A 26,873-nucleotide genomic window follows, 5' to 3' on the forward strand; every position below is an offset into this window, starting at 1 on the left:
CTTCAGCACCCTTGGTTTCCGTCACTTCTCTCATCTGTTGCAGCCATGGCCCAGACCGACTTCTTCGACACGCTGGAAACCCGCCCGCCGGAGCAACGCGAAGCCGACCTGATGGCGGCGCTGCCGGCGCAGATCGCGCATGCCCGGCAGAACGCGCCGGCCTTTGCCGATCTGCTGGCCGACGTGGACCCGGCCAGCGTGGACTCGCGCGCGGCGCTGGCGCGGCTGCCGGTGTTGCGCAAGCACGAACTGCTGGAGCGCCAGATGGCGCAGCGCGCACGCGATCCCTTCGGAGGCTTCTCCACCCTGGTGCGCGGGCCGGCCATGTCACGCATCTTCGCCTCGCCAGGCCCGATCTACGAGCCCGAGGGGGCCACGCGCGACTACTGGCGCGCGGGCCGCGCGCTGTATGCGGCGGGTTTCCGTGCCGGAGAGCTGGTGCACAACGCCTTCAGCTACCACATGACGCCGGGCGCCTTCATCCTGGAGTCGGGCGCGCACGCCGTGGGCTGCACGGTGTTTCCCGCCGGCACCGGCCAGACCGAGCAGCAGTTGCAGGCGATCGCCGAGTTGCGGCCGGACGCCTACACCGGCACACCGAGCTTTCTGCGCATCCTGCTGGAAAAGGCCGCCGAGGCAGGCGTGGACGTCGGCAGCCTGCGCAAGGCCTCGGTGGGCGGCGAGGCCTGCCCGCCCAGCCTCACGGCCTGGTTCGCCGAACGGGGCGTGGCGGTCTACCAGACCTATGCCACGGCCGACCTCGGCCTGGTGGCCTACGAGACCATGGCACGCGAAGGCCTGGTGATCAACGAAGGCGTGATTGTCGAGATCGTGCGGCCCGGCACTTCCGACCCGGTGCCCGAGGGCGAAGTGGGCGAGCTCGTGGTGACCACCCTCAACCCGGCCTATCCGCTGATCCGTTTCGGCACCGGCGACCTCTCGGCGGTGTTGCCGGGTCCTTGCCCGAGCGGACGCACCGCGCCGCGCATCCGTGGCTGGCTCGGCCGCGCGGACCAGACCACCAAGGTGCGGGGCATGTTCGTGCATCCGTCTCAGGTGGCCGAGATCACCCGGCGCTTCCCGCAGGTGGGCAAGGCGCGCCTGGTGGTCAGTGGCGAAATGGCCAACGACTCGATGACGCTGCAGGTGGAAGCGGTCCAGGCCCAGACCGGCCTGGCCGAGCAGGTGGAGATCGCGACCCGGGAAATCACCAAGCTGCGTGCGCAGGTGCAGATCGTCCCGCCGGGCAGCCTGCCCAACGATGGCAAGGTCATTGAAGACGCGCGCAGTTACCAATGACTTCGTAAGCCCCGCGTAAGGCTGTAACAAGTCAAGGGTTTTTCCTCTCCACCTGCTAAGTAATTACCGCGATTCCCTGTCAAGGGGGTGGGGCTAACATCCCCGGGTCTTAATACCTTGGAGCATCGAATGAAACAAATCCTCGCCCTGACCCTCACGGCCGCCCTCTCTGCAGGCGCCATGGCCCAGGATTTCCCCAGCAAGCCCATCTCGATCGTGGTCCCCTTCGCCGCTGGCGGCCCCACAGATCTGGTGGCGCGCCAACTGGCCGAAGCCATGCGCAAGCCCCTGGGCGGCGCCAACATCGTGGTGGAAAACGCCGCCGGTGCTGGCGGCACCATCGGCGCCACCAAGGTGGCCCGCGCCAAGCCAGATGGCTACACCCTGCTGGTCTGGCACATCGGCATGGCCGCCACCACCAGCCTCTACCGCAAGCAGAGCTTCAAGCCGCTGGAGGACTTCGAATACCTGGGTGCCATCAACGACGTGCCCATGACACTGCTGGGCAGCAACAAACTCAACGCCAACACCTACCGCGACTTCGAGGCCTACATCCGCGCCAACGGCGGCAAGCTCAACCTGGCCCACGCCGGCCTGGGTTCCGCGTCCCACCTCTGCGGCCTGATGTGGCAGTCGGCCATGAAGCTCGACAAGTCCATGACCACCATTCCCTATGGCGGCACCGCGCCCGCCATGAACGACCTGATTGGCGGCCAGGTGGACGTGATGTGCGACCAGACCACCAACACCACCTCGCAGATCGAGGCCGGTCGCGTCAAGGCCTTCGCGGTCACCACGGCCAAGCCGCTGAGCAACCACAAGCTGCTGAAGGACTACCCGTCCCTGCAGGAGATGGGTCTGAAGGACTTCAGCCTGACCATCTGGCACGGCCTCTACGCCCCCAAGGGCACGCCGGCAGACGTCACCAAGAAGCTCAACGACGCGCTCAAGGTCGCCCTCAAGGACCCCGAGTTCATCAAGAAGCAGGAAGCCCTGGGTGCCATCGTGGTCACCGACAACCGCCTGACCCCGGCTGGCCACAAAGCCTTCGTGGCCGACCAGATCTCCAAACTGAAGACCGCCATCGAGGCCGCGGGCCAGTTCGCGGACTGATTGCTGCCCGCCTACCCCGCGGCCCGGTCCAACCGGCGCCGCGGCGTCACCGGATGGGGCACGAGCTCCGACCCGTCAGCCCGCTCGCGCGGGCTGTTTTGTTTCAGCAGAGAAGACACCAGGAGACCACACATGACCATCGACAGACGCACCCTGCTCGCCATCGCCGCCCTGGCTGCCGTGCCGGGCTGGAGCCACGCGCAGACCACCTGGCCCACCAAACCGGTGCGCATCGTCGTGCCCTTCGCGCCCGGTGGCACCACCGACATCCTGGCCCGCGTGCTCGCACCCGAACTGAGCAAGGTGTTCGGGCAGAGCTTCGTGGTCGACAACCGGGCTGGCGCTGGCGGCAACATCGGCGCCGAGGCGGTGGCCAAGTCGGCAGGCGACGGCTACACCCTGCTCATGGGCACGGTGGGCACGCACGGCATCAACCAGTCGCTGTACGCCCGCCTGCCCTACGATCCGCAGAGGGACTTCGCGCCCATCACGCTGGTGGCCGGCGTACCCAACGTGATGGTCATGAACACCCGGCGGGCCCAGGCGCTGGGCATACGCAACGTGGCCGACTTCGTGAAGTACGCCAAGGCCAACCCGGGCAAGCTCAACATGGCCTCCAGCGGCAACGGCACCTCCATCCACCTGGCGGGAGAGCTCTTCAAGTCGCGCACCGGCATCTTCATGACGCACATTCCCTACCGCGGCTCAGGCCCCGCGATGGCCGACATGCTGGCCGGCGCCATGGACGTGATGTTCGACAACCTGCCCTCGGCCATGCCCCATATCCAGTCCGGCGCGCTGACCGCCTTCGCCGTCACCAGTGCGGTGCGCTCCACCGCCCTGCCAGACGTGCCCACCGTGGCCGAAGCCGCCCAACTGCCCGGCTTCGAGGCCAGCTCCTGGTTCGGCCTGCTCGCCCCTGCCGGCACCCCCAACGACATCGTGACCCGCATCCAGCAGGAATCCGCCAAGGCCCTCGGACTGCCCAACGTCAAGGAGCGCCTGCTGGCCCAGGGCGCCATACCCAGCGGCAACACCCCGCAAGCGTTCGCCAAACTGATCGAAGACGAAACCCGGAAATGGGCAGCGGTCGTCAAGGCTTCCGGGGCGCGGGTGGATTAGAGGACACCCCCTGCGCCGCTGCGCGGCTTCCCCCTCTCTGGCGCGCCTGCGGCGCTTGGAGGGGGACCGCACCTACGGCCCGGCGAAGCCGGTTCCGTGGTGCGTTGGGGTCGTGCACCTGCACCCTCGCAAGCGCTGGGTCGAGTGAGGCAACGCCTACCCAGTGACAGCGGGGGTCGGCTCCGTGGTGCGTTGAGGCGGCGCACCTGCACCCTCGCAAGCGATGGGTCGCGTGAGGCAACGCCTACCCAGTGACAGCGGGGGTCGGTTCCGTGGTGCGTTGAGGCGGCGCACCTGCATCCTCGCAGGCGATGGGTCGCGTGAGGCAACGCCTACCCAGGGACAGCAAGGGTCCGGCTCCGTGGTGCGTTGAGGCGGCGCACCTGCATCCTCGCAAGCGATGGATTGCGTGAGGCAACGCCGACCCAGTGACAGCGGGGGTCCGGTTCCGTGGTGCGTTGAGGCGGCGCATCTGCATCCTCGCAGGCGATGGATCGCGTGAGGCAACGCCGACCCAGTGACAGCAAGGGTCCGGTTCCGTGGTGCGTTGAGGCGGCGCACCTGCATCCTCGCAAGCGATGGGTCGCGTGAGGCAACGCCTACCCAGTGACAGCAAGGGTCCGGCTCCGCCGGCCCGAGCTGTCGTCCCCCTCCAAGCGCCGCAGGCGCGCCAGAGAGGGGGAAGCCGCGCAGCGGCGCAGGGGGTGCCTCTCCCTCACACTCCCCAGACGACTTCCACCTTCGCCTTTTCGCAGCGCTCCAGCATTTCGATGAAAGGGGTCACGCGCATGCGCAGGCTCACGGGATCGAATTGCGGCGGAGGATCGCCCTGGGCCTGGGCTTCGTCCTTGGCGCGTTTGCGCTGGGCCTCTTCGTGCACCACGGCTTCGCGCAGGGCTTCGACCGCCGCGGGCATCTGCTCGGGCAGGATGATGCCTGGACCTGAGGGATCCTTGCCCAGGATCTCCAGCAGGCGTTTGGCATGGGGCTCCAGCATCACCAGCTCTCCAGTCTCGCGAGAACGGAATCGGTAGACGGACATGGTGATCTCCTTGTATTTGCTGAACAGCTCGCCACCATAGCACCGTCGAGGTGCGTGCCGCCCTGGGCCGGTGGCGGACCGCCCTGTCACCCTAGGGGTTTTCCCGGTTGGTTGCCATTATTTCAGGTCTAAACTAATTAGACATGAACACACCGCAATCGGCCCTCAAGCGCATCCTCTGCATCGGTGGCGGCCCCGCGGGGCTCTACTTTGCGTTGCTCATGAAAAAGCGCGACCCTGCGCTCACGGTCACGGTGGTGGAGCGAAACCGCCCCTTCGACACCTTTGGCTGGGGCGTGGTGTTTTCCGACCAGACCTTGGGCCATCTGCAGGCGGCCGACGCCGAGTCGGCCCGCCTCATTGGCGATGCCTTCAACCACTGGGACGACATTGACGTTTTCTTCCGCGGTGGCCGCGTGCGTTCGGGCGGACACGGCTTCTGCGGCATTGGCCGCAAGCGGCTGCTCAACATCCTGCAGGAACGCTGCCTCGACCTGGGCGTGGACCTGGTGTTCGAGACCGACGTGACCGATGACCAGGCATTGGCTGCGCGCTACCAGGCGGACCTGGTGATCGCCAGCGACGGTCTCAACAGCCGCATCCGCACCCGCTATGCACAGACCTACCAGCCCGACATCGACACGCGCCAATGCCGCTTCGTCTGGCTGGGCACCCGGAAGACCTTCGACGCCTTCACCTTCGCCTTCGTGCAGACCGAACATGGCTGGTTCCAGGCACACGCCTACAAGTTCGATGGCGACACCTCCACCTTCATCGTGGAGACACCTGAGGCCGTGTGGCAGGCCCATGGCATCGACCAGATGAGCCAGGAAGACGGCGTGGCCTTCTGCGAGAAGCTGTTCGCCCCCTGGCTGGATGGCCATCGCCTGATCAGCAATGCGACACACCTGCGTGGTTCGGCCATCTGGATCCGCTTCCCGCGCGTGATCTGCCAGACCTGGGTGCACTGGCAGGACATCGCGGGCCGGCGCACGCCCATCGTGCTCATGGGCGACGCGGCGCACACGGCGCATTTTTCGATCGGCAGTGGCACCAAGCTGGCGCTGGAGGATGCGATCGACCTGGCCCACGAGTTCGGCGTCGAGCGTCCGGCGTTGAGCGAAGCGGGCACGCCCGACGCTCAGTACGCAGCGCTCAACCGCGTCCTCACCGCCTACGAGGCGCGGCGCAGCGTGGAGGTGCTCAAGATCCAGAACGCGGCGCGCAATTCCACCGAGTGGTTCGAGCATGTGGACCGCTACACCGGCATGGAGATCGAGCAGTTCGCCTACTCCCTGCTCACCCGGAGCCAGCGCATCAGCCACGAGAACCTGCGCCTGCGCGATGCGCGCTGGCTGGAGGGTTACGAATCGTGGCTGGAAGCGCAAGCCCGTCCCGGCGCACCGCCACGCAAGCATCCCACGCCGCCCATGCTGCTGCCCTTGCAGGTACGCGGTCTCACGCTGAAGAACCGCATCGTGGTCTCGCCGATGGCGCAGTACAGCGCGGTGGAGGGCGTGGTGGGCGACTACCACCTGGTGCATCTGGGGGCTCGCGCCCTCGGTGGTGCGGGGCTGGTGATGGTGGAGATGACCAGTCCCACGCCCGAAGGCCGCATCACCCCTGGCTGCCCGGGACTCTGGAACGACGCACAGCAGGCCGGTCTGCAGCGCATCGTCGACTTCGTACACAGCGGAAGCAGCGCAAAGATCGGCCTGCAGGTCGGACACAGCGGTCCCAAGGGCTCCACACAGCGGGGCTGGGAGCAGATCGACGAGCCACTGTCCCATGACAACTGGCCGCTGCTCTCCGCCAGTGCCTTGCCATACGGAGAGCACAACCAGGTGCCACGCGCGATGACCCGCGCGGACATGGATGCGCTGACGGCGGCCTTCGTGGCCACCACGCGCCGCGCCGCCGAAGCCGGATTCGACTGGCTGGAGCTGCATGCCGCGCACGGCTACCTGCTCTCAGCCTTCATCTGCCCGCTCACCAACCTGCGCACCGACGAATACGGCGGCTCGCTGGAGAACCGCTGCCGCTATCCGTTGGAGGTGTTTGCCGCCATGCGGGCCGCCTGGCCCGAGGACCGCCCCATGAGCGTGCGCATCTCGGCGCACGACTGGGCGCCAGGCGGCAACACGCCCGACGACGCGGTGGCCATCGCGCGCCTGTTCAAAACCGCTGGCTGCGACCTGATGGACGTGTCCTCAGGCCAGACCACGCGGCAGGCCAGACCGGTCTACGGCCGCATGTACCAGACCCCGTTCGCCGACCGCGTGCGCAACGAGGCCGGCATCCTCACCATGGCGGTGGGTGCCATCACCGAGGCCGACCACGCCAACAGCATCATCGCCGCCGGCCGGGCAGATCTCTGCGCCGTGGCCCGGCCGCACCTGGCCGACCCGGCCTGGACCCTGCACGAGGCCGCGAAACTCCAGTCCCGCGCGGTCGAATGGCCTCGCCCTTACGAAAGCGGGCGCGACCAGCTCTACCGGGAGATCGCCCGCCAACAAGCCCTTGCGGCCCACACGCCATGAATCCCTCGATGCTCGACCTCGAAGCGCGCGCCCACAGCGAGCACGCGCACGAACTGCGGCTCTGGCTGCGGCTGCTGACCTGCTCGCAACTGATCGAGAAACGCGTGCGCACCGGCCTGCGCGAGCATTTCGACACGACGCTGCCCCGCTTTGACCTCATGGCCCAGCTCGAACGCCATCCCGAGGGTCTGAAGATGAAAGAGCTGTCGCATCGGCTCATGGTCACGGGCGGCAATGTCACCGGCATCACCGATCAGCTGGTCAACGAAGGCCTGGTGGAACGCCTGAACGTGGACGGAGACCGGCGTGTCTTTCGCGTGCGCCTGACCGAGCGTGGCCGGGTCAGCTTCGCCGACATGGCACGCCAGCACGAGCAGTGGATCGTCGAGGCCTTCGAGGGCCTGAGTCCGCGCGATCTCGACAACCTGCACCGCCTGCTGGGCAAGGTGAAGCAGCACCAGATCCAGCTCAACCAGAACGTCGACCCCGACGCATGAAGCCATGAAACACCCGATTCCCGATCACAACCCCATGCGCGGGCAGTACACCCCATTGGCGCAGAACCCGGTGCGCCATTTCGCGCTCCGCGTGGAGGAGGGCGTGGCCACCGTCACGCTCAACCGGCCCGAGCGCAAGAACCCGCTCACGTTCGACTCCTACGCCGAACTGCGCGACTGGTTCCTCGGCCTGCAACGGGCCACCGACATCCGCGCCGTGGTGCTGACCGGCGCAGGCGACAACTTCTGCTCTGGCGGTGACGTGCACGAAATCATCGGACCGCTCACCCGCATGAGCATGCCGGAACTGCTCGCGTTCACCCGCATGACCGGAGCCCTGGTCAGCGCCATGCGTGCATGTCCGCAACCCATCGTGGCCGCCATCGACGGGGTGTGTGCCGGCGCCGGCGCCATGATGGCCCTGGCCTCCGACCTGCGCCTGGGCACACCGGTCACCAGCACCGCTTTCCTGTTCACGCGCGTGGGCCTGGCCGGTGCCGACATGGGGGCCTGTGCGCTGCTGCCGCGCGTGATCGGCCAGGGGCGTGCCAGCGAGCTGCTGTTCACCGGCCGCGCCATGACGGCACAGGAAGGCCAGGCCTGGGGCTTCTTCAACGCGCTGCACGACAGCAGCGCACTCTTGGCGGCCGCGCACAAGCTGGCCGCCCAACTGGCCCAGGGCCCGACCTTCGCGCACGGCATGACCAAGACCATGCTGCACCAGGAATGGGCCATGACCCTGGACCAGGCCATCGAGGCCGAGGCCCAGGCACAGGCCATCTGCATGCAGACGCAGGATTTCCGGCGCGCCTACGAAGCGTTCGCGGCCAAGCAACGCCCCCAGTTTCAAGGCGACTGAGACCATGGTTGCCTTTGACCGCCCTCATGGCATGCACCCGCCGCAGGCGCAATGGGAACTGCCGTTCTTCGACGACGCACACCGTGCCCTGGCACCTGCACTGGCGGACTGGACAGCCGCGCAGCAGGTGGACGAACGCGATGACCGCGCCGCATGCAAGGACTGGGTGGCGCGTCTCGGCGCGGGCGGCTGGCTGCGCTACTGCGTGCCGGCCGCACACGGCGGCGCACTCGCCCGTCTGGACTCGCGGGCCCTGGTGATCCTGCGCGAGACGCTGGCCTTTCATTCGCCCCTGGCCGACTTTGCCTTTGCCATGCAAGGTCTTGGCAGCGGCGCGATCACGCTGGCGGGCTCGCCCGCCCAGCAGGCCGCCTACCTGCCCGATGTGGCGGCCGGCCGCAAGATCGCGGCCTTCGCACTCAGTGAACCCGACGCCGGATCGGACGTGGCCGCCATGACCACCTTCGCCAGCCGGGGCGCGCAGGGATGGCGGCTGAGCGGCAGCAAGACCTGGATCAGCAACGGCGATCTGGCGGATTTCTACGTCGTCTTCGCCAAGACAGACCCGCAAGCGGGCTCACGCGGCATCAGCGCCTTCATCGTCGATGCCGGACGGCGCGGCCTGGACAGCAGCGAACACATCCATGTCATGGCGCCACATCCCCTGGCCACGTTGCGCCTGCAGGACTGCGCGCTGCAGGAGGAAGCCCTGCTGGGACCGCTGCACGGCGGCTTCAAGCTCGCGATGCAGACGCTGGACATCTTCCGGGCCTCGGTCGCGGCGGCCGCGCTTGGCATGGCGCGGCGCGCCTTTGCCGAGGCGGTGGCGCACGCACGCCACCGCCGCATGTTCGGCCAGTCGCTCGCCGACTTCCAGCTCACCCAGGCCCGTCTGGGCGAAATGAGCGCACTCATCGACGCCGCCGCCCTCCTCACCTACCGTGCGGCCTGGCAGCGCGACTGCAGCGGTACTGGCGGAGCCGGCACCGCGGCCTACACCGCAGCCGCCGCCAGTGCCAAGCTGACCGCCACCGAGAACGCCCAGCGCGTGATCGACATGGCGCTGCAGATGTTTGGCGGGCGGGGCGTGCAGGTGGGCAACAAGATCGAAAGCCTGTACCGCGACATCCGTTCGCTGCGCATCTACGAGGGCGCCAGCGAGGTGCAACTGCTCATCCTGGGCAAACATGCGTTGAAATGAGGAGGCCGCGATGACGTCCGCCCAAACCGACCGTTTCGTGCACGACCGCCTGCCACCTCCGGAGCAATGGCCCGAGTTGCGTTTCGACCGGCCGGAGTTGCAATGGCCGGAACAGGTGAACCTGGTGGAGGCCTTGTTCGATCGCGCCGAACGGGCCGGCCACGGCGCGCGGCCGTTCCTGCGCAGCGAAGCCCGCACCCTGAGCTATGTCCAGGCACGCGAAGAAGTGAACCGCATCGCCAACGCGCTCACCGACGGGATGGGGCTGGTGCCGGGCAACCGCGTGCTGCTGCGCGGCGGCAATTCGGTGGCCATGGCCCTGGCCTGGCTGGCCACGGTGCAGGCTGGCCTCGTCGCCGTGGCCACCATGCCGCTGCTGCGCGCACGCGAACTGGGCACCATCATCGCCAAGGCCCGACCGTCCGCCGCGCTCTGCGACGCCCGTCTGCAGGACGAGCTGCGCACGGCACTGCAGGCTGATTCCGATCACGCCAGCACCCCGCTGCTCACCTTCAACGGCGATGCCACGCAAGCCGCACCGTCCCTCGAAGCCCTGGCCGCGCGCCACGGCGCTGCGGTGCAGCCGGGCCGCACCGTGTGCGCCACGGCAGGCACCGATATCGCGCTGCTGGCCTTTACCTCGGGCACCACGGGCTCACCCAAAGCCGCCGTGCACACCCACCGCGACGTGCTGGCCGCCTGCGAGACCTGGCCGCGCCATGTGCTGCGCGCCCACCCCGATGACATCGTCATGGGTTCACCGCCCCTGGCGTTCACCTTCGGTCTGGGCGGTCTGCTGATCTTTCCCATGTGGGCGGGAGCGTCGGTCTACTTCCCTTCCATCGCGTACACCCCCGAAGCCATGGTGCACTTGATTGCCCGCGTGGGCGCCACGATCTGCTACACCGCCCCCACCTTCTACCGCCAGATGGCCGCCTTCGCGCAGCAGCATGGCGTCGGGCGCCTGCGCCTGAGCGTCAGCGCAGGCGAGGGCCTGCCCGATGCCACGCGCCAGCTCTGGAAACAGGCCACCGGTCTGGAGATGCTCGACGGCATTGGCGCCACGGAGATGTTCCACATCTTCATTTCTTCGCCGCCTGACGCGGTGCGCCGCGGCGCCATCGGCCGCGTGGTGCCGGGCTATGAGGCCCGCGTGGTGGACGATGAGGGCCGCACGCTGCCACCTGGGCAGGTCGGCCGACTCGCGGTGAAGGGCCCCACCGGCTGCAGGTACCTCGACGACGCGCGCCAGGCCCAGTACGTGCGCGATGGCTGGAATTACCCCGGCGACGCCTTCAGCCAGGACGCGGATGGCTACTTCTTTTACCAGGCGCGCACCGACGACATGATCATCACCGCCGGGTACAACGTGGCGGGCCCGGAGGTCGAATCCGCGCTGATGCAGCACCCGGCCGTGGCCGAATGCGGCGTGGTGGGCCGGCCCGATGAAGACCGGGGCCAGATCGTGCTCGCCTACGTGGTGCTCAAGGCCGGCCAGGCGGCCGACGCGGCACAGGTCAAGGCGCTGCAGGAGCATGTGAAGCAGACCCTGGCCCCCTACAAGTACCCGCGCGAGGTGGTGTTCGTGCCCCAGTTGCCGCGGACCGAAACCGGCAAGTTGCAGCGCTTCGCGCTGCGCCAGCTCGCCACCGCTTCAGAGAAACCGAACGCGACATGAAACATCTGCAACCTCCCGGCTGGGCCACTCCAAAGGGTTACGCCAACGGCATCGCCGCACGCGGCACCCATGTGTATGTCGGCGGCCAGATCGGCTGGAACGCGGCACAGACCTTCGAAACCGACGACTTCATCGCGCAAACACGCCAGGCCCTGCTCAATGTGCGCGAGGTCATGGCCTGCGCTCAGGCCGGGCCCGAACACATGGTGCGCATGACCTGGTACATCGTCGATCGCGTGGAGTACAACGCCCGCCTGCGAGAACTCGGAGAGGTCTACCGCGAGGTGATGGGCCGCCATTTCCCCGCCATGACCTGTGTGGAAGTGAGCGCGCTGGTCGAGGCGCGCGCCAAGGTGGAGATCGAGGTCACCGCCGTGGTGCCCGACGCCTGATCGGCAAAGCCCTTACCAGAGCGCGGAGTCGCGCAGGTCCTGCATGCGGCGGCGTTCGCGCTGGCGCTGCAGCCTCACCCAGAAAAACGCCAGCACCGCCAGCGCGGCGCCCGCGCCAGCCAGTTCCCCCCAGGCCAGCCAGCGCCCCAGCCAGGCGCGGGTCAGCCAGGACATCAGCAGCAGTCCGGCGGCCACACCGGCAAGTGCGTACAGAAAGGGGCGAAGGGCGCGGGTCATGGCGTGGGCGTAGGGGTTCGGTCGTCTGGCAATGCCGGTCCTGGCGACAGGCTCGGCAACGATTCTCGCACCGCTGGAGCACCGATGCGCGTGGCTACACTATCAACCTTTGCCCGCCCCTGACAGACACCACATGGACCTCGTGATTCTGGCGCTGCTGCTCTCCACCGGCCTGACCGTCGCGCGCCTTCAAGAGCAGAAGAAGCGCATCGCCCTGCTCAGCCACCATCTGGGCCCCTACCAGATCGAGAAACTCATGGAGAACCTCACGCAGGGCTACCTGCGAGCCCTGGGCGAGGAGGAGCCGGCCCGCCGTGAACAGATCTGGAGCATGCTGGTCACCGCCGAACAGGAACTCGCCAACCAGTTCCAGCGGTTCACCACCGAGTTTGGCCGGCTCGACGAACCTCGCACCCGCGTCAGCCGCCTGGCGCTGGGGCTGCCCTGGGCCGAGCGCCTGCTCCCACGCCTGACCTTCGACGCTCGCAAGGCCTTTGCCATTCACGCCAGGGGGATCGCCGCGGTCGCGGCCAACAGCGCGGGCCACTCGCCACGCGACAAGGCCTTCATCATGACGGCCGAGCTCATGCTCATGCAGCACACATGCCACTGGTTCTGCCGCTCTCGCCGCGTGGCTTCAGCGCGGCTGCTGCTGCGCCACCAGACCTCCTACGAGCAGGTGGTCAACGCCGTATCCCCCGACACGCGAAGGGCGTACATGGAGTTGCTCGGCGCAGCGCGCGGTGGCTCCCTATAATCGTCGCGTGACCTCTTTCGCCTCCACCCTCCGCGTGCCAACCGCGCCCAGCCTGTTCCAGGCGGGCATGGTGCTGCGTGCGCGCATGGCCATGGGATCGGCGGGCCTGCGTCAGCCGGCCGCACATTCCTGAGCCCGGCGATACCTCCCCACTTCCTCTTTCTGCGCCAACCTTCCATCGCCGGGCCCACAAGCCGGCGCGAACGTGGCCGCCCTCCAGGCTCTCTGGGTGGCCGCACAGGTTGGAGAATTCCATGCAGACGGCAGACAACGCGGTCGAGAGACTGCTCACCGAACTCGACTTTTCACGACTGGCCCATCTGGGCGGCGGCCAGCTCGCACCCGCACTGGCCGAGGCGCTCGGCCCGGTGGACCTGGTGCCTGCGCGCGAGGTGCCTGCGGATGTGCTCACCATGTACTCGCAGGTCATCATCGAAGACCTGGGCACCGGGCAGCGGCGCAAACTCACGCTGTGCTACCCCGCCGACGCGGAACCCCATCAGGGTTTCATCTCCGTGCTGTCGCCGGTAGGCGCGAGCCTGCTGGGATTGCGTGTGGGACAGGTCGCGCGCTGGCGCACGCCCCATGGCGATGAATGCGAGGCGCGGATCGTGGACCTGCTGTTCCAGCCCGAAGCCAGCGGCGACTACGCCCTTTGAGCTACCGGCCGTTGAAGACCGGTTGGCCTCGCGCAGCCACTGCACAGATGCCGTGCCAAGCGTCATCGGTGCGGGTGACGCGGGCCATGGCGCGCGCCTCCTGCTCCAACTGGGCCTCGATGGGTTGCAGTCCCGACGACAGCAGCAGATTGCGGATCTCGCCGAAGGCACGCGTCGGGCCGGCGGCGAGCTCCCGCGCCAGGGCCCAGGCTTCATCTCGCAGGGTCGCATCGGGCAACACCTCGCTCACCAAGCCGTGGGCATGCGCCGTGCGCGCGTCCCAGGTCTGGTTGCGCAGCAGGAACTCGGCCGCCCGGCGGCTGCCGACACGGCGCGGTAGAAAGGTGGAGCCGCCCGCATCGCAAACCAGGCCAATGCCGGTGTAGCCAGCATAGAAAGACGCCGACTCGGCGGCCAGGCAGAAGTCGGCCATGGCGCTGAGCGAAACAAAGCCGCCCACGGCCAGCGCATGCACCGCCACCACCACTGGCGCGTCCATCCGGGCAAAGCGCGACAGCCCGCTGTGCAGCGCGGCGGTCGCGTTCTTGACGAATACCTGCAGGGCCTGCCGGTCCTGGTTCATGGTCTTGAGGTCGGCGCCCACGCCAAAGAAGCGGCCTTCCGCATCCATGAGCACACAGCGCACACCGGGTGTTTCATCGCATGCCGCCGCGACCCGGCTGAAGGCCTCGCAGAAACGCAGGTCCATGGGATTGCCGCGTGCGGATGCGTTCAGGCGTACGTGGGCCACGCCGCCTTCGATGGAGAGGGTGATGGGTTCGTCGGACATCAGAACAGCAGATTGGGGAGCCAGAGCACCACGGCGGGAAAGGCGGCCAGCAGCGCGATGCGCATCAGGTCCACGGTGATGAAGGGCACGATGCCCGATAGGATGGTTCGCATGGAGACATCGGGAGCGATGGAACGCACCACGAACAGATTCATGCCGATGGGCGGCGCAATCAGCCCGATCTCGCACGCCACCGTGACAATGATGCCGAACCACACCGGGTCATAGCCCAGCTTGATCACGATGGGAAAGAAGATGGGCACCAGGATCAGGATCATGGAGACCTCCTCCATGAGCGCACCCGCAACGAAGAAGATGCCGATCATGGCCAGGATCACCCAGAACGGGCTCCAGCCATTGCCGAGGACGAGCTGCTCCAGCACCTTGTGAATGCCGGTGAGGTTGATGAACTCGACGAAGACCGCTGCGCCGAACACGATGCCGATCATCATGCCGGTGACGAGCGCGCTGTCGGCCACGATGTCGACGATCTGGCGCATGCTCAAACCCTTGCAGGTGAGCGCAAACAGAAAGGCCCCCGCGGCGCCGATGCCGGCGGCTTCGGTCACCGTGAACAGCCCCCCATAGATGCCCCCCATGACCAGGCCGAACAGGCCCAGCACGGGCCACAGGCCTTGGAGCGAGGCCAGCTTCTCCGACCAGGTGGACGCCGGCGCCACGGGCGCCGCGTCCGGGTCGCGCCACATCATCCACTTGATGGCGGCCATGTAGAACAGGACGGCCATGACACCCGGTATCAACCCCGCGGCAAACAGCTTGCCGATGTGTGTCTGGGTGTTGATGCCATAGATCACCATGATGATGCTGGGCGGGATCAGTATGCCCAGCGTCGCTCCGGAAGCCAGTGTGGCGGTCGTCAGCCGGTCCTTGTAACCCAGGCTGCGCATGGCCGGAATGGCCACGCGCGACATGGTGGCGCAGGTGGCCACGCTGGATCCGCAGATGGCACCGAAACCACCGCACGCCAGGACAGTGCCCATGGCCACGCCGCCGCGCCGCCGGCCAATGAACATCTGCGCCGCCTTGAACAGGTTGCCCGATATGCCCGCGCCCGCCACCAGATTGCCCATGAGAATGAACAGTGGCAGAACCGACAGCGTGTACGCCATGGTGGAGCTCTGCGCCGAGAAGGCCATGGTGGCCAGCGCGGGTGTCCAGCCGCTGATGATGACCAGTCCCGCGAAGCCAGTGACGGCTAGGCCGACGTAGATCGGTACGCCGACAAACAGCAGCACATAGGAGGCCAGGAAGCCGTAGAGTGCCGCAGCCATCAGAACACCTCTTCAGGCTTGCCGGACGCGATGGGCCGCCCGATGAGCAGGGCCACCACAATCGCCAGAAAGGCCAGCGCGGTAACCACGCCCATGACGGCCATGAAATACCAGACGTAAGCCAGTGGCAGCCCCATCTGCGCGAGCACCTCGCCGCTTTCGCGGGCGCGGTCGCCGAAGATCTTGAACTGCCAGACGGTCGCCGCGAACACCAGTGCCCCGCAGAGGCCAGACAGCAGCACCTGCAGTTTCCGCAACCAGGGCCGTGAGACCACGTTGACGATGTCCACCGTGATGTCGCGCTGCCGGTAGGCCAGCAGCGGCAGCACCATGAACACCATGGCCATCATCACCAGCTCGGTCAGTTCGGTGCCTATGGACAGCGGTGCGTTGAACAGACCGCGGCCGACCACATCGATCACCACGATCAGCATCATCAGGAACAGCAGCAAGGCCGCCATCCTGGCCAGGAAGGTCTCCAGATATCGCATGAATGCGCCTTCGGAGGTTCAGGCCACGGCGCGGTCCAGGCCGGACCAGTAGGTCTCACGCAGCACGCGCTTGAGCACCTTGCCCGCCGGACTCACCGGCAGGCTCTCGGCAAACACCACCTGCTTGGGCACCTTGTACCCCGCCAGCTGCGTGCGGCAGTGCGCGATCAGTTCGGCTTCCTCCAGCGCAGCGCCCGCCTTGCGCACCACCACCGCCGTCACCCGCTCTCCCCACTTCGGGTCGGGCACCGCGATCACCGCCGCCATCGACACCCCGGGGTGACGCTGCACCGCCTGCTCCACCTCCGCCGAGTACACGTTCTCCCCACCCGTGACGATCATGTCCTTGATCCGGTCCACGATGTACATCAGCCCGTCCTTCGGGTCCCGGTAGCCCGCGTCCCCGGTGCGGTACCACCCCCGCTCCAGCACCTGCGCCGTGAGCTCGGGCTGGTTGCGGTAGCGCGTGAACATCGCCGGCGTGCGGATCACGAGTTCGCCCTTCTCCCCGTCGGGAACCTCCCGGCCCTGCTCGTCCAGCACCTTGAAGTCCACCAGCGGCATGGGTGTGCCGCAGGACTTCAGCCTCGCCTCGTTGACCAGGTCGTGCTGCTCGGGCCGCAGGATGCACATCGGCCCCACGCATTCGGTGGTGCCGTAGAACTGCATGAAGCGGCAGCCGCTGATCTCGGTGAGCGCGCGCTTGAGCAACTGGGCGTTGATGGCCGAGCCGGCGTACATGATCAGGCGCAGCGAGCTCAGGTCCGCCTCCCCGGCCTTGGGGTGGTCCAGCATCATCTGGATCACCGTGGGCGCGAGCACCAGGATGGTGGGCCGCGTGCTGCCCAGCAGTTCGAGCAGGCGCCCGGGCTCGAGCATGGGCATCATGGAGACGGTGCAGCCGTTGTACAGCGCCTGGATGGGCAGGGCCGTGCCCAGCAGGTGGAAGTTGGGCATGACCATCATCAGGCTGTCGTCCGCCCTCCACTGCAGGGCCGGCTCCAGGTGTTCGCTCAGGCGCATGAGGTTGAGCGCCTGGTGCGAGATCTCCACGCCTTTGCCCAGTCCGGTGGTGCCGGAGGTGTACATCAGCCAGGCGGTGTGGCGCGGGTCGCTGGGCAGGCCGGGGTCGGCCGCGGGGGCGTCGCCGAAGTAGCGCTCCAGGGCGCCGCTGGCACCGGCCTCGGGCTGCACCACCTGGTGGGGCATGCGGTGCTGACAGCGCTCCAGCGTGGCCTGCAGGGTGGGCACGAAAGCTTCGTCCACGAAGACGATGGCCGGGCGTGCGTCGTCGATGATGGCCGAGAGTTCCACCGGGGTGAGGCGCCAGTTCAGGGGCAGCAGCGTGGCGCCGGCCTTGCTGGCGGCGAACAGCGTGAGGAAGTAGGGGATGGAGTTCTTGCCGAAGAACGCCACCACGTCGCCTTCGCGCACGCCGTCCTGCACCAGGCGGTGCGCCATCTGGGAGGTCAGGCGGTCGAGTTCGCCAAAGCTCAGGCTGCGCTGGTCATCGACCAGGGCCACCTTCTCCGGTGTCGTGCGGCCGTAGTGGCGGGGGATGTCGGAAACGGTGGAGATATCGGCGTACAGCCACATGGTGGGCATCCTTGGACAAAGAGAGGTCGGACCGTTCTGACGGCGGATGCCGTCAGAACACACCATCAGCGCCCGGCGGGGCCGGCGCCGTCGGTGCGCAAGGTCTTGAGCGCGCCAGCCGGATCGCTCATGCCTTTCTGCTTCGCGCGCTCCACCCAGTCGGTCTCGATTGGCAGCACACGCTCCCGGATCGCGGCCACGGCAGCCGCCGGCATGGTGTCCACCACACCCCCACCCGCACGGAATTCATTGATCGCTTCCTGAGCGCCTTCGTCGTAGGCCTTGCCTGCGACTTTGGCCAGGTGCGCACCCGAGACCGCCATGATCAGGTCCCGGTCGCTCGCCGATATGGCGTTCCACTTGGCCTCGTTGATCACGAGCGCGACCGCACTGGCCGAGACGCCACCCGGAATCAGCGTGGCCACCGGCAGCAACTTGGTGAGGTTGAAGCTCTTGTGGTCGGAGGGATTGAACAGGGCGCCATCGACCAGGCCGCCAGAGACCAGTTCGTACATCTCGGTCACCGGCTTGATGACCGCGACACCACCCAGGTTGCCCACGGCGCGCGAGGTAGACGTGGAGTTGGTCCGAAGCTTCAGGCCCTTGAAGTCGTCCACGCTTTGCACGCGCTTCTTGGCGGTGAACAGGTGCTGGGGCGAGGTGTTGAAGATGCTCAGCAGGTGCGTGCCACGGAACTCGCCAAAACTGAGGAAATTTTTCGCGTAGACGTTGTAGAACGCCGGGCTCACGAACTCGGCCCGGTCACCGATGAAGGGCACTTCAATGATCTCGGTGAACACGAACTTGCCCGGCGAATAGCCGGGTACCACGACCGCCACGTCGGCGAGGCCATCGCGCACCACGTCGTACTGGCCGGCCACTGTGCCCACCACCTTGGGCAGCATGTCGAACTTCACGCGGCCCGCCGTCGCTTTCTCGACCTCGACCACCCAGGGATCGAGGATCTTGGTTCGCACCGGATGTCCCGGCGGAACAAAATTGGAATACCGCAACACGGTCTGCGCCTGTGCCGTTGCCGCGATCGCCATGGTCATGACGGCCGAGGCGGCCAGCTTGCCCAACAGATGTTTCATGGTTGTCTCCTGTGTCGTTGATGTTCAAAACCCACTCACACCGCGAATGCCTGTCTCTCTATCCGTTCCAAGGACCGCTGCTCACCCGTCCCTTCTCGCACGTTCGGCGAAACAGCCTTCCAGCGTAGGGATCGCAGCCGGATCCGGCTCCCAACCCTGCGGAAGGAACCACGCACGTTGCATGCGCAGCAGTTCGGCGGATGCTTCCAGCACAGCACGTTCGATACGGTCCCGCGCGGGGTGTGCCACACGTTGCGCGGTGCGCACCAGGGCAGTGACCACCCCCGCGAGCGCCTGGGCACGGGCCTGGAGCTCGCTGGTTGCGGCGTCCGCGCTGTCCAGGCTGCGCCTGGCGGCCAGCTGCGCCTCGGCCATCGCCTGCGCTACCGCCGGCGACACCTGCTGCGCATCGGCTTGCAGAGCTTCGGCCAGATCGGCGTAATGCCCCAACTCGAAACGGTTGCGCTCATGGCCGTGCAGCCAGCGTTGTCCGAACAGCTTCAGGAACCGGGTCACCAGCGTGGCCTGCTCCATGGCCAGCGGATGTCCCTTGTCGACCGCGGGCAGAACGACCTGCTCCATCGCGCGCGCTGCCGCCATCAGGGCGTTGATGCTGTGGTCCGCCATCAGGAACTCCCGAGAAGCTGGCCGCGCATTTCCTCGGCCAGTTGGTAGACGATGCCTTCGATCCAGGTCAGCAGCACGTCCTGGTGCGAGCGCCCGAGCCGCGCAACGCGGTAGGCCGTGCCCAGCGACGACGCCACCAATTGGTAGCTGTTGAGAATGCGGTAGTAACGCAGGCGCTGTGGGTCGATGGACAGCCCTGAAAGGCGTTCGTACTCGGTGTAGAACGTCTCCAGCGGAACCAGGCCAGACACCAGGAAGGTCTTGCCGTCCTCTGCGTAGTTGCCGAATAGCGGCAGCGTGATCCAGGCCAGGTCCCGGTGGCGATCACCGATGTAGCCGCGCTCCCAGTCCAGCCAGGCGGTGATGCGCGAACTGGCTTCGTCGAACAGGAAGTTGCCCGAACGGTAGTCCCCATGCAGCACGCTCACGCGGTCCAGCTCGGGCATGTGCCGCTCCAGCCAGTTGGCGGCCACGTCCATCAACGGCAGTTCCTCTCCCCGGTCTTCCTCCCAGATGCGCCGCGCCCGGTTGAGCTGCCACAGCGCCGTCTGAGTGGTACCGACAGCGGGTACATCAAAGGCACTGAAGTCGCGCCCCTGAACATCCAGTGTGTGGATGCGTGCGAGATGCTCGACGAACTGCGAGCCCAGTTGGGCGCGGAGCATGGGTCCGAAGCTCGCGCCCACGCCACCCACACGGCCTTCCACCTGCGTCGGTTTGGTCACGCCGCTGGCAAAGGCATAGATCAACGCGGGCTCCGGAAACCACGCACCCTCCGCATCCACCCAGTACACACGGGGTACCGGCAGGGTGTCCGCGAAGGCCTGGATGAGCTGCGACTCGCGCAACCGGCTGGTGGCGCTCAGCGACTCCTGCGGCTCCATGCGCACCACCAGTCGGGTCCGCGTGCGCTGGCCCTGTTGTTGCGGATCCTCCCAATCCAACAGGAAGGTGAGCTGTATCTTGGAGCCGCCGCCGGTCATCCAGCGCAGTTCGCTGACCTCGAAGTCACCTTGCACATGCGCTCGCAGGAAGCGGTCCAGGAAGCCGCCGAACTCGGCCAGTTCCACCGGGCTTCGCCTCGGCAGCAGCCGCCTGCGCATCTTGCGCGTGAGCATGGCGTCCATCTCGCGCTCGGTTGGGAACCTCTCACGCATGCGCGCGATGAAGGCTTCATCAGGTGCATCACGCAGCGCATGGTCCATGCCCCGCATGTCTTCGAGGACGTCGCGCCCCGGATCGTGGCTCATGCCGGCCCCCATGGCGATGATCTCAGCCGGTGGTGATGGCCGCGGGCCAGGCCTGCGCACGTCGGCCACGCAGCTTGGTCAGCGTCTTGATGGGCAGAACCTCCATCACCACGCCGTAGCCCACGCGATCCCCCAGCGTCCAGCGCATCAGCGCTGTGTAGCAGGTGGTGGCGTAGATGTTCCAGGGGGCACCCACATCGGCCATTGCATGCAGTTGGTAGACCTTGCCGCGCACGTCGGTGACCGTCATGGACATGGAGCTCACCGTCACGCCCAGGCGGACGCTGGAAATCTCCAGAGTGACCACGCCATACTGCTTGCCGTTCTCCAGCACGTAGCCATGCGCGAGCTTCTGATCGCGTCCGCTCGGAGCCTCCATGTCCACATGGGTGATGAGGTGGAACGCGAGGTTCTCGTCGAACTGGGCGGAGATCGAATCCATGGCCGGCAGGTCGTTCTCGCCACGCTCTCCCCAGCTGTGGTCCATGCGCTCCAGCGAGTCGACCTTGAACTCCTTGCCACGCACCTTCACCGTGCCGCGCACACGACCGGTCATGTCGAAATGGCCGTTCCAGGCACGCGCCAGGCCGGACTTGGCCATCTTCTCTTCGTGCGTGCCCACCGCGTGTGGCGTGTGCTTGATGTCGTGCACGTCGAACGGGTCCATGATGCCGTTCCAGTCGACATGGATCTCGGTGTCGTCGAAGCCGACATAGTCGATGCGGAACTCGCGCGGCGGCACGACGGCGCGGATGCGCAGGCCCGAAGGCGAGTCGATCTCGGACAGCTTCGTCGGCGCGGGCAGGTGCACCTGGCTGTCCACATACAGCAGTTCGGCCCGGTTGTCGGTCAGCGTGCCGTAGATGTAGATGTCGTTGAGCATCACCCCCAGCTTGGGCCGTGCTGCCACGTACACCATCACCAGGATATGTTCCTCAGGTATGGCAATCGGGAATATGTAGGTCTCGGCCCAGCGGTGGTCGGCGCCAGGCGGCGTGTGGTATTCCACATCACGCGCAGTGATCATCTTGTCTCCTGGTTGGTTGTCCGTTGTCCGCGATCGCATCGCGTCTGCCACGCAATGTAGCCACGGCACCAGAAACGGGAAATTGAAATCTTCGGGGCTTTGTATTCCTACAATGCATACCTAACTCGGAGATGCAACGATGAACCATCCCGCTCCCCGGCTCGTCCCGGGTCATGTCAAGACGCGCCACATGCAACTGCTGGCGGCACTGTCCGAGGATGGATCCATCCTGCACGCTGCCGAACGCCTGGGCATGACGCAGTCGGCGGCATCGCGCCTGCTCAGCAGTCTGGAGAGCGACGTTGGCGTCGCCCTTTTCGAGCGGCACGCACGCGGCGTGACCCCCACGCCGTACGGAGACATCCTCATCCGGCGCGCGCTCTCCGCACTGGCCGAAATTCAGCGCGCGACCCAGGAGATGGACGATTTCGCGCGCGGCGACCGCGTCCCCGTCTCGGTGGGCTGCCTGCTCAGCCAGAGCGCCACCTATCTGCCCAAGTGCCTGCTGCAGTTGGCGCAGACAGCGCCCGACCTGCTGCTGAGCGTGGAGACCGACACCAGCCGCGCACTGATCGAAGGCTTGATGAGCGCGCAGTACGATTTCGTGATCGCCCGCGTGCGCGATGCCACCCTTCAACCTGAACTGTTGTTCGAACCCTTGATTGCCGAGCCGATCTGCGTGGTCGTGCGCAAGGGACATCCCTACACCCGCAGGCGCAAGCTGGTGATGGCGGACATCGTGACCTTGCCGTGGATATTGCCGCCACCCAAAAGCGATCTGCGCATCCGTTTCGATGCGGTGTGTGTGCAGCAGGGCCTGCCACTGCCTCCCAGCCTGATCGAGACGCTGTCCGTTCCCGTCATGATGGGCATGCTGCAGATGAGCGATGCGCTGGTGCTGCTGCCCGACGAGTTCGCGCGTCCGTACTGCAAGACAGGGCTTTTTTCGATCTTGTCCATCGACTTGGGTGTCCGTTCGGACAACGTGGGCATTCTCACCAGAAGACACCGCCCGCGCTCGCCGCAGGCCGAACGGGCCCTGGCGGTGTTTCGCCGGACCGCCACGCGGCTGTATGGGATGAAGTTCACCGAATCCGCACGCGATCGCTGAGCCCGGCTCAGCGGGCCTCACGACGACCCGGCCTTCAGCTCACCCGCGGAGGAGCCGTACATGGCGGCAGACACCTCGCGGAACACCCTCAGAGCCTGGCGCAACGGTGGGCTGGCGTCGTGATGGCGGCGCGTGATGATGCCCACGTTCTCGGTGCGGTCGCCCAGATCCACGGCCAGCATGGACAACAGACCGCTGTCGCAGAATGGCCGCGCGAACTCACGCGGCAGGGCCACCAGCGCATCGCTCATGCGCACCACGCTCAGGATCACCGGCACGGACAGCGTCTCGATCAGACCCGCGATACGGGGCAGTCCGCTCTGCACGCAAAGCGCATCCAGTCGCACGCGCATGTCGGTCTCGGGTGGTGGCAGCACCCATTTTTCGCTGGTGACGTCCGCCAGGCCCAGGCGCCGGCGTCGGCTCAGGGCGTGTCCGGGCCGCACATAGACCTTGATGGGTTCGGTCGACAGCGGCTCGAACACCAGGTCGGGCTCCAGCGATGCGTCACGCACGCGCGCAATCACCACGTCAAAACGAGCGGCCAGCAAGCCGTCGATCAAGGTCCGGCTGCGGTCGGTATCTACCTTGATCAGCAGATCGGGCGCCTGCCGCGCGAGCTCCAGCACCGCGCGGGGCAGGAACGTGGAACTCAGGCTGAGCAGGCCGCCGATGGACAGCGGCAGGCGGTTGCCGCGCACGAAGTCCTGGACTTCATGGCCCGCGCGCGCCATTTCCGCCAGTGCGGAGACCGCCCGGCGGGTAACGATCTCGCCCACCGGGGTGGGTGACACGCCGCGCGCGTGCCGCTCGAAAAGGGCGACGCCGACGTCGCTCTCCAGGCTGCTGAGCAGGCGCGAGGCCGCCGACTGGCTCATGTTCAGCGCCTCGGCGGCATGGATCACAGAGCCCGTCTCCCGCAGTTGGGCCAGCAATTGCAACTGTCGCATCTTGAGATGCGAGGAAACGAGACGGGGTGCGCGGGTCGCCATGGCGTGTCTCCTGTCGATTTCGATGTATGTCATTGCAGCATAGCTCGCGTGCAAGAACGCAATTTATCGGCAAGGACAAACAACCTACATTGGAAGGGCCAAAGCCGCTGGACGGCACACCAAGAACACGGAGACAACATGAACCTTCTGCATCGCCCGGCTGCCGCCGCTGCGCGCTAGCGCCAAGTCGGCGCGCCCAGAGTCCCGCTTCCCCACCACCGCCCGCGCCAGCCGGCCCTGCCACCACACCGGTGGTATTGCCCGCCTGTGCGAGCTTGTGCCTCCCACATCCCAAGAGCCTATCGACACATGCATCCGAAGCTCCACCCCTGGCAGGTCTCCGACGAGAATCGCGACCACCCCGACCCCGCTTTCATCGAGCGCATGCGGCAGCAGTTCCCCACTGAACGGGAGGTGGATCTGATGCTGACGCGCAAGATGCAGCGGCGAGCCAGCCCGCCCTTCGACGGTGTCAGCTTCGAAGCCATGAGCGGCTACATCGCCGCTCTGCTGAAGGACCGCGTGGAAGGTCCCTTCTCCATCATGGACCAGCGTTGGTTTTCCGGCGGAGCCTCCAAGATCCAGATGGGCTTCACCCTGCATTGGGACGAGCCGGGTGTCGGCCCCACGCAAACGAAGCTGGTGGCGCGCATGGAGCCGGCCGAATCGCTGAATGCCACCAGCCGCGCGCGCGAGTTCGAGCTGCTCGAAGCATTTCAGGGTGTTCTCCCGGTGCCCAAGGTGTACTGGGTGGACCCGGATGGCACCTGGTTTCCAGAGCCCGCATTGATCTACGCATTTGCCGAGGGCGTCACCAAGCCGCGCTCACTGCAGGGCAAGGTGGCCGGCATAGGGACCAACTTCGGACCCGAGCTGCGCCGCCGCCTGCTGCCTGATTTCGTGGCGCATCTTGCCCGCATCCACACCTTCGACCCACAGAGCCGGCCCTTCGTGGCCTTTGACCGGCCGAGCGTGGGAACCACGCAAAGCGCGCTGTGGCAGCTCAACCGGGCGCGGCGCATCTGGGAGGAAGACCGGGGCGAGGAACTGCCGTTGATGGAGGTGGCCGCCAACTGGCTGGAGCGCCGCATGCCGAAGCTGGATCGCCTGAGCGTGGTTCATGGCGACTACCGGTCGGGCAATTTCCTCTTCGACGAAGACAGCGCGCGCATCACCGCGGTTCTGGACTGGGAGCGAGGCTACCTCGGCGATCGCCACCGCGATCTGGCCTGGACCACGGCGGAGCAGTATGGCCACTGGAGCGAGGATGGCAAAACGTTCCTCGCTTCGGGCATCGCCCCGGTCAACGAACTGCTGGAGCGCTACGAAGCGGCCAGCGGACTGCGGGTGGACCCCGCCACGCTGGACTACTACCGGGTCTTCAACTGCTACCAGATCGTGGTGACCGCGCTGGCATCGTCGTACCGCGTGGTTCATCTGGGCAAGACGCACCAGGACGTACTGATCGCCTGGATCGAGGGCGCGGCCTATGGCTCCATGGAGGAGCTGCGCCAGGCAATGGAAAGGAGCCTCTGATGGCCGACAACACCCAGAACATCCTCAAATCCGCCATCAAGTCCCTGGAGCAGGTGGTGGCGCCCGCAGTGAATCCCGAAGACCCGCTGGCCAGCGAACAGCTTCGCCTGGTGATCGGTACGCTCAAGGTTCTGCGCACCCGCCTCGACCATCTGGCAGGCCGCCAGCTCTACGAACTGGACCACTATCTGGCTCTGGCGCGCAGCCTGCGTGACGAGGCCGACGAGGTATCCCCGGAGATTGCCGAGCGCCTGTGCGCCGCCATCGAGGCCGCCGAACAGCTGCGCGCCAACCCCGACCATTCGCCCGCAGACCGCCGCCGGGTCACGCGTGCATTGGCTTCGCCCATCAGTGCCCTGGCGCGCGAAGCTTCGTCCACCCATGAGGCCTTGCGCTCGCGCATCGAGCGCAAGGTCGTGACCGATTCGCGCCGCTGGGTCGATATGCAGCGGGCCTGGTTCCTCACGCACGGCTTCGAGTTGCGCCCCTCCGAGTTGCCGGCGCTGGACACCCTCTTTCACCAGCCACCTGGCCGCGCCTGAAAGTCCCCCCACCGTTCACCGACTGGCCCTTTCCGTACCGCCCCGGAACGTCAACGCGCCGCTGCCAGTCGCGGTGCCGAAGACACCCACACAAGGAGACAAGCATGAGCATCCAACGCCGGACCCTTCTGGCCGCCTCCGCAGGCGCCCCTTTCGTCCTCACCGTGCCGCGCCATGCGCGCGCGGCCGAGTTCAACATGAAGTGGGGTTGCTTTGCCCCGCCTGACCACCCCTTGAGCACCAATGCGGTGGAGGCGGCCCGAAAAATCAATGCCGAGACCAAGGGCCGCGTGGAGATCAACTACTTCCCATCGAGCCAGCTCGGCGGCGACACCGACATGCTGGCCCAGGTGCGCGCGGGTGCGCTGGACTTCTACACCACCTCCGCCTCGTTCATGACGACACTGAATCCTTCGGTAGGCCCGAGCGCGTTGGGATTCGCCTTCAAGGACTACGCGACGATCTGGAAGGCCGTGGATGGCGACGTCGGCCAGGTGGCTCGCCGCGCCGCTGCCGCCGCCAACATCCACATCTTCGAGAAGTTCTGGGACCTGGGTTTTCGCACTGTCTCGCACGGCAGCAAGCCGGTGAGCACCCTGGCCGACATGCAGGGCATGAAGATCCGCGTGCCGGTGCTGCCCATGTTCTTCAACATGTTCAAGGCCCTGGGCGCGGCTCCGGTCAGCATGAATTTCTCGGAGCTCTACACCTCGCTGCAGACCAAGCTGGTGGACGGCCAGGAGAACCCGCTGGTCAACGTCTTCACGGCCAAGTTCTACGAGGTGCAGAAGTTCATCTCGCTCACCAACCATTGCTGGGAAGGCATGCTCATCGCCTCCAACCGCAACCGCTTCAACAGCCTGCCGGCGGACATCCAGGAGGTGATCACGCGCAACATCAACGCCGCGGCCCTGAAAGAGCGCGAGGACATGAGCAAGCTCACCGCCGACGTGCGCACCAAGCTGGAAGCCCAGGGCGTGAAGTTCAACGAGATCGATATCGCTCCGTTCCGCGAGCGGCTCAAGCAGGCCGGCTACTACAAGGAGTGGAGAGGAAAGATGGGGGATGAAACCTGGGCCGCCATCGAGAAGTACGCAGGCTCCCTGTCCTGAGCATCGGAGAGAGACGA

At 66.6% G+C, this 26,873-nt stretch carries 27 protein-coding genes; 16 read left to right on the forward strand and 11 right to left on the reverse strand.

The window, feature by feature from the left end:
* Window positions 1-45 precede the first annotated feature (45 nt).
* From KIT53_RS09095 to KIT53_RS09105, 3 genes are all read left to right on the forward strand, one after another.
* On the forward strand, window positions 46-1,299 hold the full coding sequence (locus tag KIT53_RS09095) for an AMP-binding protein (RefSeq protein WP_297750919.1): 1,254 nt from the start codon (window positions 46-48) through the stop codon (window positions 1,297-1,299).
* Window positions 1,300-1,428: 129 nt separating this feature from the next.
* On the forward strand, window positions 1,429-2,412 hold the full coding sequence (locus tag KIT53_RS09100; RefSeq protein WP_297750922.1) for a tripartite tricarboxylate transporter substrate-binding protein: 984 nt from the start codon (window positions 1,429-1,431) through the stop codon (window positions 2,410-2,412).
* A 132-nt stretch (window positions 2,413-2,544) separates the two neighbouring features.
* A complete protein-coding gene (locus tag KIT53_RS09105; protein WP_297750925.1) occupies window positions 2,545-3,534 on the forward strand; it encodes a tripartite tricarboxylate transporter substrate binding protein in 990 nt (329 codons plus the stop codon).
* Window positions 3,535-4,249: 715 nt separating this feature from the next.
* Here KIT53_RS09105 and KIT53_RS09110 read toward each other — a convergent pair.
* Window positions 4,250-4,576 carry a DUF1840 domain-containing protein gene (locus KIT53_RS09110; RefSeq protein WP_297750927.1) on the reverse strand — a complete coding sequence of 109 codons (327 nt, stop codon included), beginning with the start codon at window positions 4,574-4,576 and terminating at the stop codon, window positions 4,250-4,252.
* 143 nt (window positions 4,577-4,719) lie between these two features.
* On the opposite strand from KIT53_RS09110, the gene KIT53_RS09115 reads away from it, so the two are divergent.
* From KIT53_RS09115 to KIT53_RS09140, 6 genes are read left to right on the forward strand one after another with little or no spacing between them, the layout of a single operon-like run.
* Window positions 4,720-7,116, forward strand: coding sequence for a bifunctional salicylyl-CoA 5-hydroxylase/oxidoreductase (locus tag KIT53_RS09115; protein ID WP_297750930.1), 2,397 nt, complete (start codon window positions 4,720-4,722; stop codon window positions 7,114-7,116).
* Window positions 7,117-7,124: 8 nt separating this feature from the next.
* Window positions 7,125-7,613, forward strand: a complete 489-nt coding sequence (locus tag KIT53_RS09120) for a MarR family transcriptional regulator (protein ID WP_297750933.1) — start codon at window positions 7,125-7,127, stop codon at window positions 7,611-7,613.
* 4 nt (window positions 7,614-7,617) lie between these two features.
* Window positions 7,618-8,472 (forward strand): enoyl-CoA hydratase family protein, encoded by an 855-nt coding sequence (locus KIT53_RS09125; protein ID WP_297750936.1) that lies wholly within the window; start codon window positions 7,618-7,620, stop codon window positions 8,470-8,472.
* A gap of 4 nt (window positions 8,473-8,476) precedes the next feature.
* Window positions 8,477-9,673: an acyl-CoA dehydrogenase gene (locus KIT53_RS09130; protein WP_297750939.1), complete on the forward strand. Its 1,197-nt coding sequence runs from the start codon at window positions 8,477-8,479 to the stop codon at window positions 9,671-9,673.
* A gap of 10 nt (window positions 9,674-9,683) precedes the next feature.
* Window positions 9,684-11,351, forward strand: a complete 1,668-nt coding sequence (locus tag KIT53_RS09135) for an AMP-binding protein (RefSeq protein WP_297750942.1) — start codon at window positions 9,684-9,686, stop codon at window positions 11,349-11,351.
* On the forward strand, window positions 11,348-11,743 hold the full coding sequence (locus KIT53_RS09140; protein ID WP_297750945.1) for a RidA family protein: 396 nt from the start codon (window positions 11,348-11,350) through the stop codon (window positions 11,741-11,743). The genes KIT53_RS09135 and KIT53_RS09140 overlap by 4 nt, the downstream gene beginning before the upstream one ends.
* Before the next feature lie 12 nt (window positions 11,744-11,755).
* Here the strand turns inward: KIT53_RS09140 and KIT53_RS09145 are convergent, their stop codons facing one another.
* Window positions 11,756-11,980, reverse strand: coding sequence for a hypothetical protein (locus KIT53_RS09145; RefSeq protein WP_297750948.1), 225 nt, complete (start codon window positions 11,978-11,980; stop codon window positions 11,756-11,758).
* A gap of 133 nt (window positions 11,981-12,113) precedes the next feature.
* Between KIT53_RS09145 and KIT53_RS09150 the strand changes: the two genes are divergently transcribed.
* The 3 genes from KIT53_RS09150 to KIT53_RS09160 all read left to right on the forward strand — a co-directional run bounded on the left by KIT53_RS09150 (window position 12,114) and on the right by KIT53_RS09160 (window position 13,396).
* The gene (locus KIT53_RS09150; RefSeq protein ID WP_297750951.1) at window positions 12,114-12,737 is read left to right on the forward strand and encodes a hypothetical protein; all 624 of its coding nucleotides are present in this window, start codon (window positions 12,114-12,116) and stop codon (window positions 12,735-12,737) included.
* A 7-nt stretch (window positions 12,738-12,744) separates the two neighbouring features.
* Window positions 12,745-12,870: a hypothetical protein gene (locus tag KIT53_RS09155; RefSeq protein WP_297750954.1), complete on the forward strand. Its 126-nt coding sequence runs from the start codon at window positions 12,745-12,747 to the stop codon at window positions 12,868-12,870.
* 121 nt (window positions 12,871-12,991) lie between these two features.
* On the forward strand, window positions 12,992-13,396 hold the full coding sequence (locus KIT53_RS09160; protein WP_297750957.1) for a GreA/GreB family elongation factor: 405 nt from the start codon (window positions 12,992-12,994) through the stop codon (window positions 13,394-13,396).
* A 1-nt stretch (window position 13,397) separates the two neighbouring features.
* On the opposite strand, the gene KIT53_RS09165 is transcribed toward KIT53_RS09160, so the two are convergent.
* From KIT53_RS09165 to KIT53_RS09200, 8 genes are all read right to left on the reverse strand, one after another.
* Complete coding sequence (locus KIT53_RS09165; RefSeq protein WP_297750961.1) at window positions 13,398-14,186, reverse strand: enoyl-CoA hydratase-related protein; 789 nt, start codon at window positions 14,184-14,186, stop codon at window positions 13,398-13,400.
* The gene (locus KIT53_RS09170; protein WP_297750964.1) at window positions 14,186-15,478 is read right to left on the reverse strand and encodes a TRAP transporter large permease; all 1,293 of its coding nucleotides are present in this window, start codon (window positions 15,476-15,478) and stop codon (window positions 14,186-14,188) included. The genes KIT53_RS09165 and KIT53_RS09170 overlap by 1 nt, the downstream gene beginning before the upstream one ends.
* Entirely contained in the window at window positions 15,478-15,969 is a 492-nt protein-coding gene (locus tag KIT53_RS09175) for a TRAP transporter small permease (protein ID WP_297750966.1), read from the reverse strand. Before KIT53_RS09175 ends, KIT53_RS09170 begins: the two co-directional genes overlap by 1 nt.
* Before the next feature lie 18 nt (window positions 15,970-15,987).
* A complete protein-coding gene (locus tag KIT53_RS09180; RefSeq protein ID WP_297750969.1) occupies window positions 15,988-17,565 on the reverse strand; it encodes a long-chain-fatty-acid--CoA ligase in 1,578 nt (525 codons plus the stop codon).
* A 65-nt stretch (window positions 17,566-17,630) separates the two neighbouring features.
* Window positions 17,631-18,659 (reverse strand): TRAP transporter substrate-binding protein, encoded by a 1,029-nt coding sequence (locus KIT53_RS09185; RefSeq protein ID WP_297750971.1) that lies wholly within the window; start codon window positions 18,657-18,659, stop codon window positions 17,631-17,633.
* Window positions 18,660-18,740: 81 nt separating this feature from the next.
* Window positions 18,741-19,286: a hypothetical protein gene (locus KIT53_RS09190; protein ID WP_297750974.1), complete on the reverse strand. Its 546-nt coding sequence runs from the start codon at window positions 19,284-19,286 to the stop codon at window positions 18,741-18,743.
* Entirely contained in the window at window positions 19,286-20,536 is a 1,251-nt protein-coding gene (locus KIT53_RS09195; protein WP_297750977.1) for a phosphotransferase family protein, read from the reverse strand. The genes KIT53_RS09190 and KIT53_RS09195 overlap by 1 nt, the downstream gene beginning before the upstream one ends.
* Before the next feature lie 22 nt (window positions 20,537-20,558).
* Window positions 20,559-21,563 carry a hypothetical protein gene (locus KIT53_RS09200; protein WP_297750979.1) on the reverse strand — a complete coding sequence of 335 codons (1,005 nt, stop codon included), beginning with the start codon at window positions 21,561-21,563 and terminating at the stop codon, window positions 20,559-20,561.
* Window positions 21,564-21,702: 139 nt separating this feature from the next.
* On the opposite strand from KIT53_RS09200, the gene KIT53_RS09205 reads away from it, so the two are divergent.
* A complete protein-coding gene (locus KIT53_RS09205) occupies window positions 21,703-22,674 on the forward strand; it encodes a LysR family transcriptional regulator (protein WP_297750981.1) in 972 nt (323 codons plus the stop codon).
* A 17-nt stretch (window positions 22,675-22,691) separates the two neighbouring features.
* Here the strand turns inward: KIT53_RS09205 and KIT53_RS09210 are convergent, their stop codons facing one another.
* On the reverse strand, window positions 22,692-23,666 hold the full coding sequence (locus KIT53_RS09210; protein WP_297750984.1) for a LysR family transcriptional regulator: 975 nt from the start codon (window positions 23,664-23,666) through the stop codon (window positions 22,692-22,694).
* Between the two features lie 309 nt (window positions 23,667-23,975).
* On the opposite strand from KIT53_RS09210, the gene KIT53_RS09215 reads away from it, so the two are divergent.
* The 3 genes from KIT53_RS09215 to KIT53_RS09225 all read left to right on the forward strand — a co-directional run bounded on the left by KIT53_RS09215 (window position 23,976) and on the right by KIT53_RS09225 (window position 26,856).
* Window positions 23,976-25,202 carry a phosphotransferase family protein gene (locus tag KIT53_RS09215; protein WP_297750988.1) on the forward strand — a complete coding sequence of 409 codons (1,227 nt, stop codon included), beginning with the start codon at window positions 23,976-23,978 and terminating at the stop codon, window positions 25,200-25,202.
* Entirely contained in the window at window positions 25,202-25,744 is a 543-nt protein-coding gene (locus KIT53_RS09220) for a hypothetical protein (protein WP_297750991.1), read from the forward strand. Before KIT53_RS09215 ends, KIT53_RS09220 begins: the two co-directional genes overlap by 1 nt.
* A 104-nt stretch (window positions 25,745-25,848) precedes the next feature.
* Entirely contained in the window at window positions 25,849-26,856 is a 1,008-nt protein-coding gene (locus tag KIT53_RS09225) for a TRAP transporter substrate-binding protein (protein WP_297750994.1), read from the forward strand.
* Window positions 26,857-26,873 lie beyond the last annotated feature (17 nt).

The sequence above is a fragment of the Hydrogenophaga sp. genome (assembly GCF_026125785.1).
Taxonomy (GTDB): domain Bacteria; phylum Pseudomonadota; class Gammaproteobacteria; order Burkholderiales; family Burkholderiaceae_C; genus Hydrogenophaga.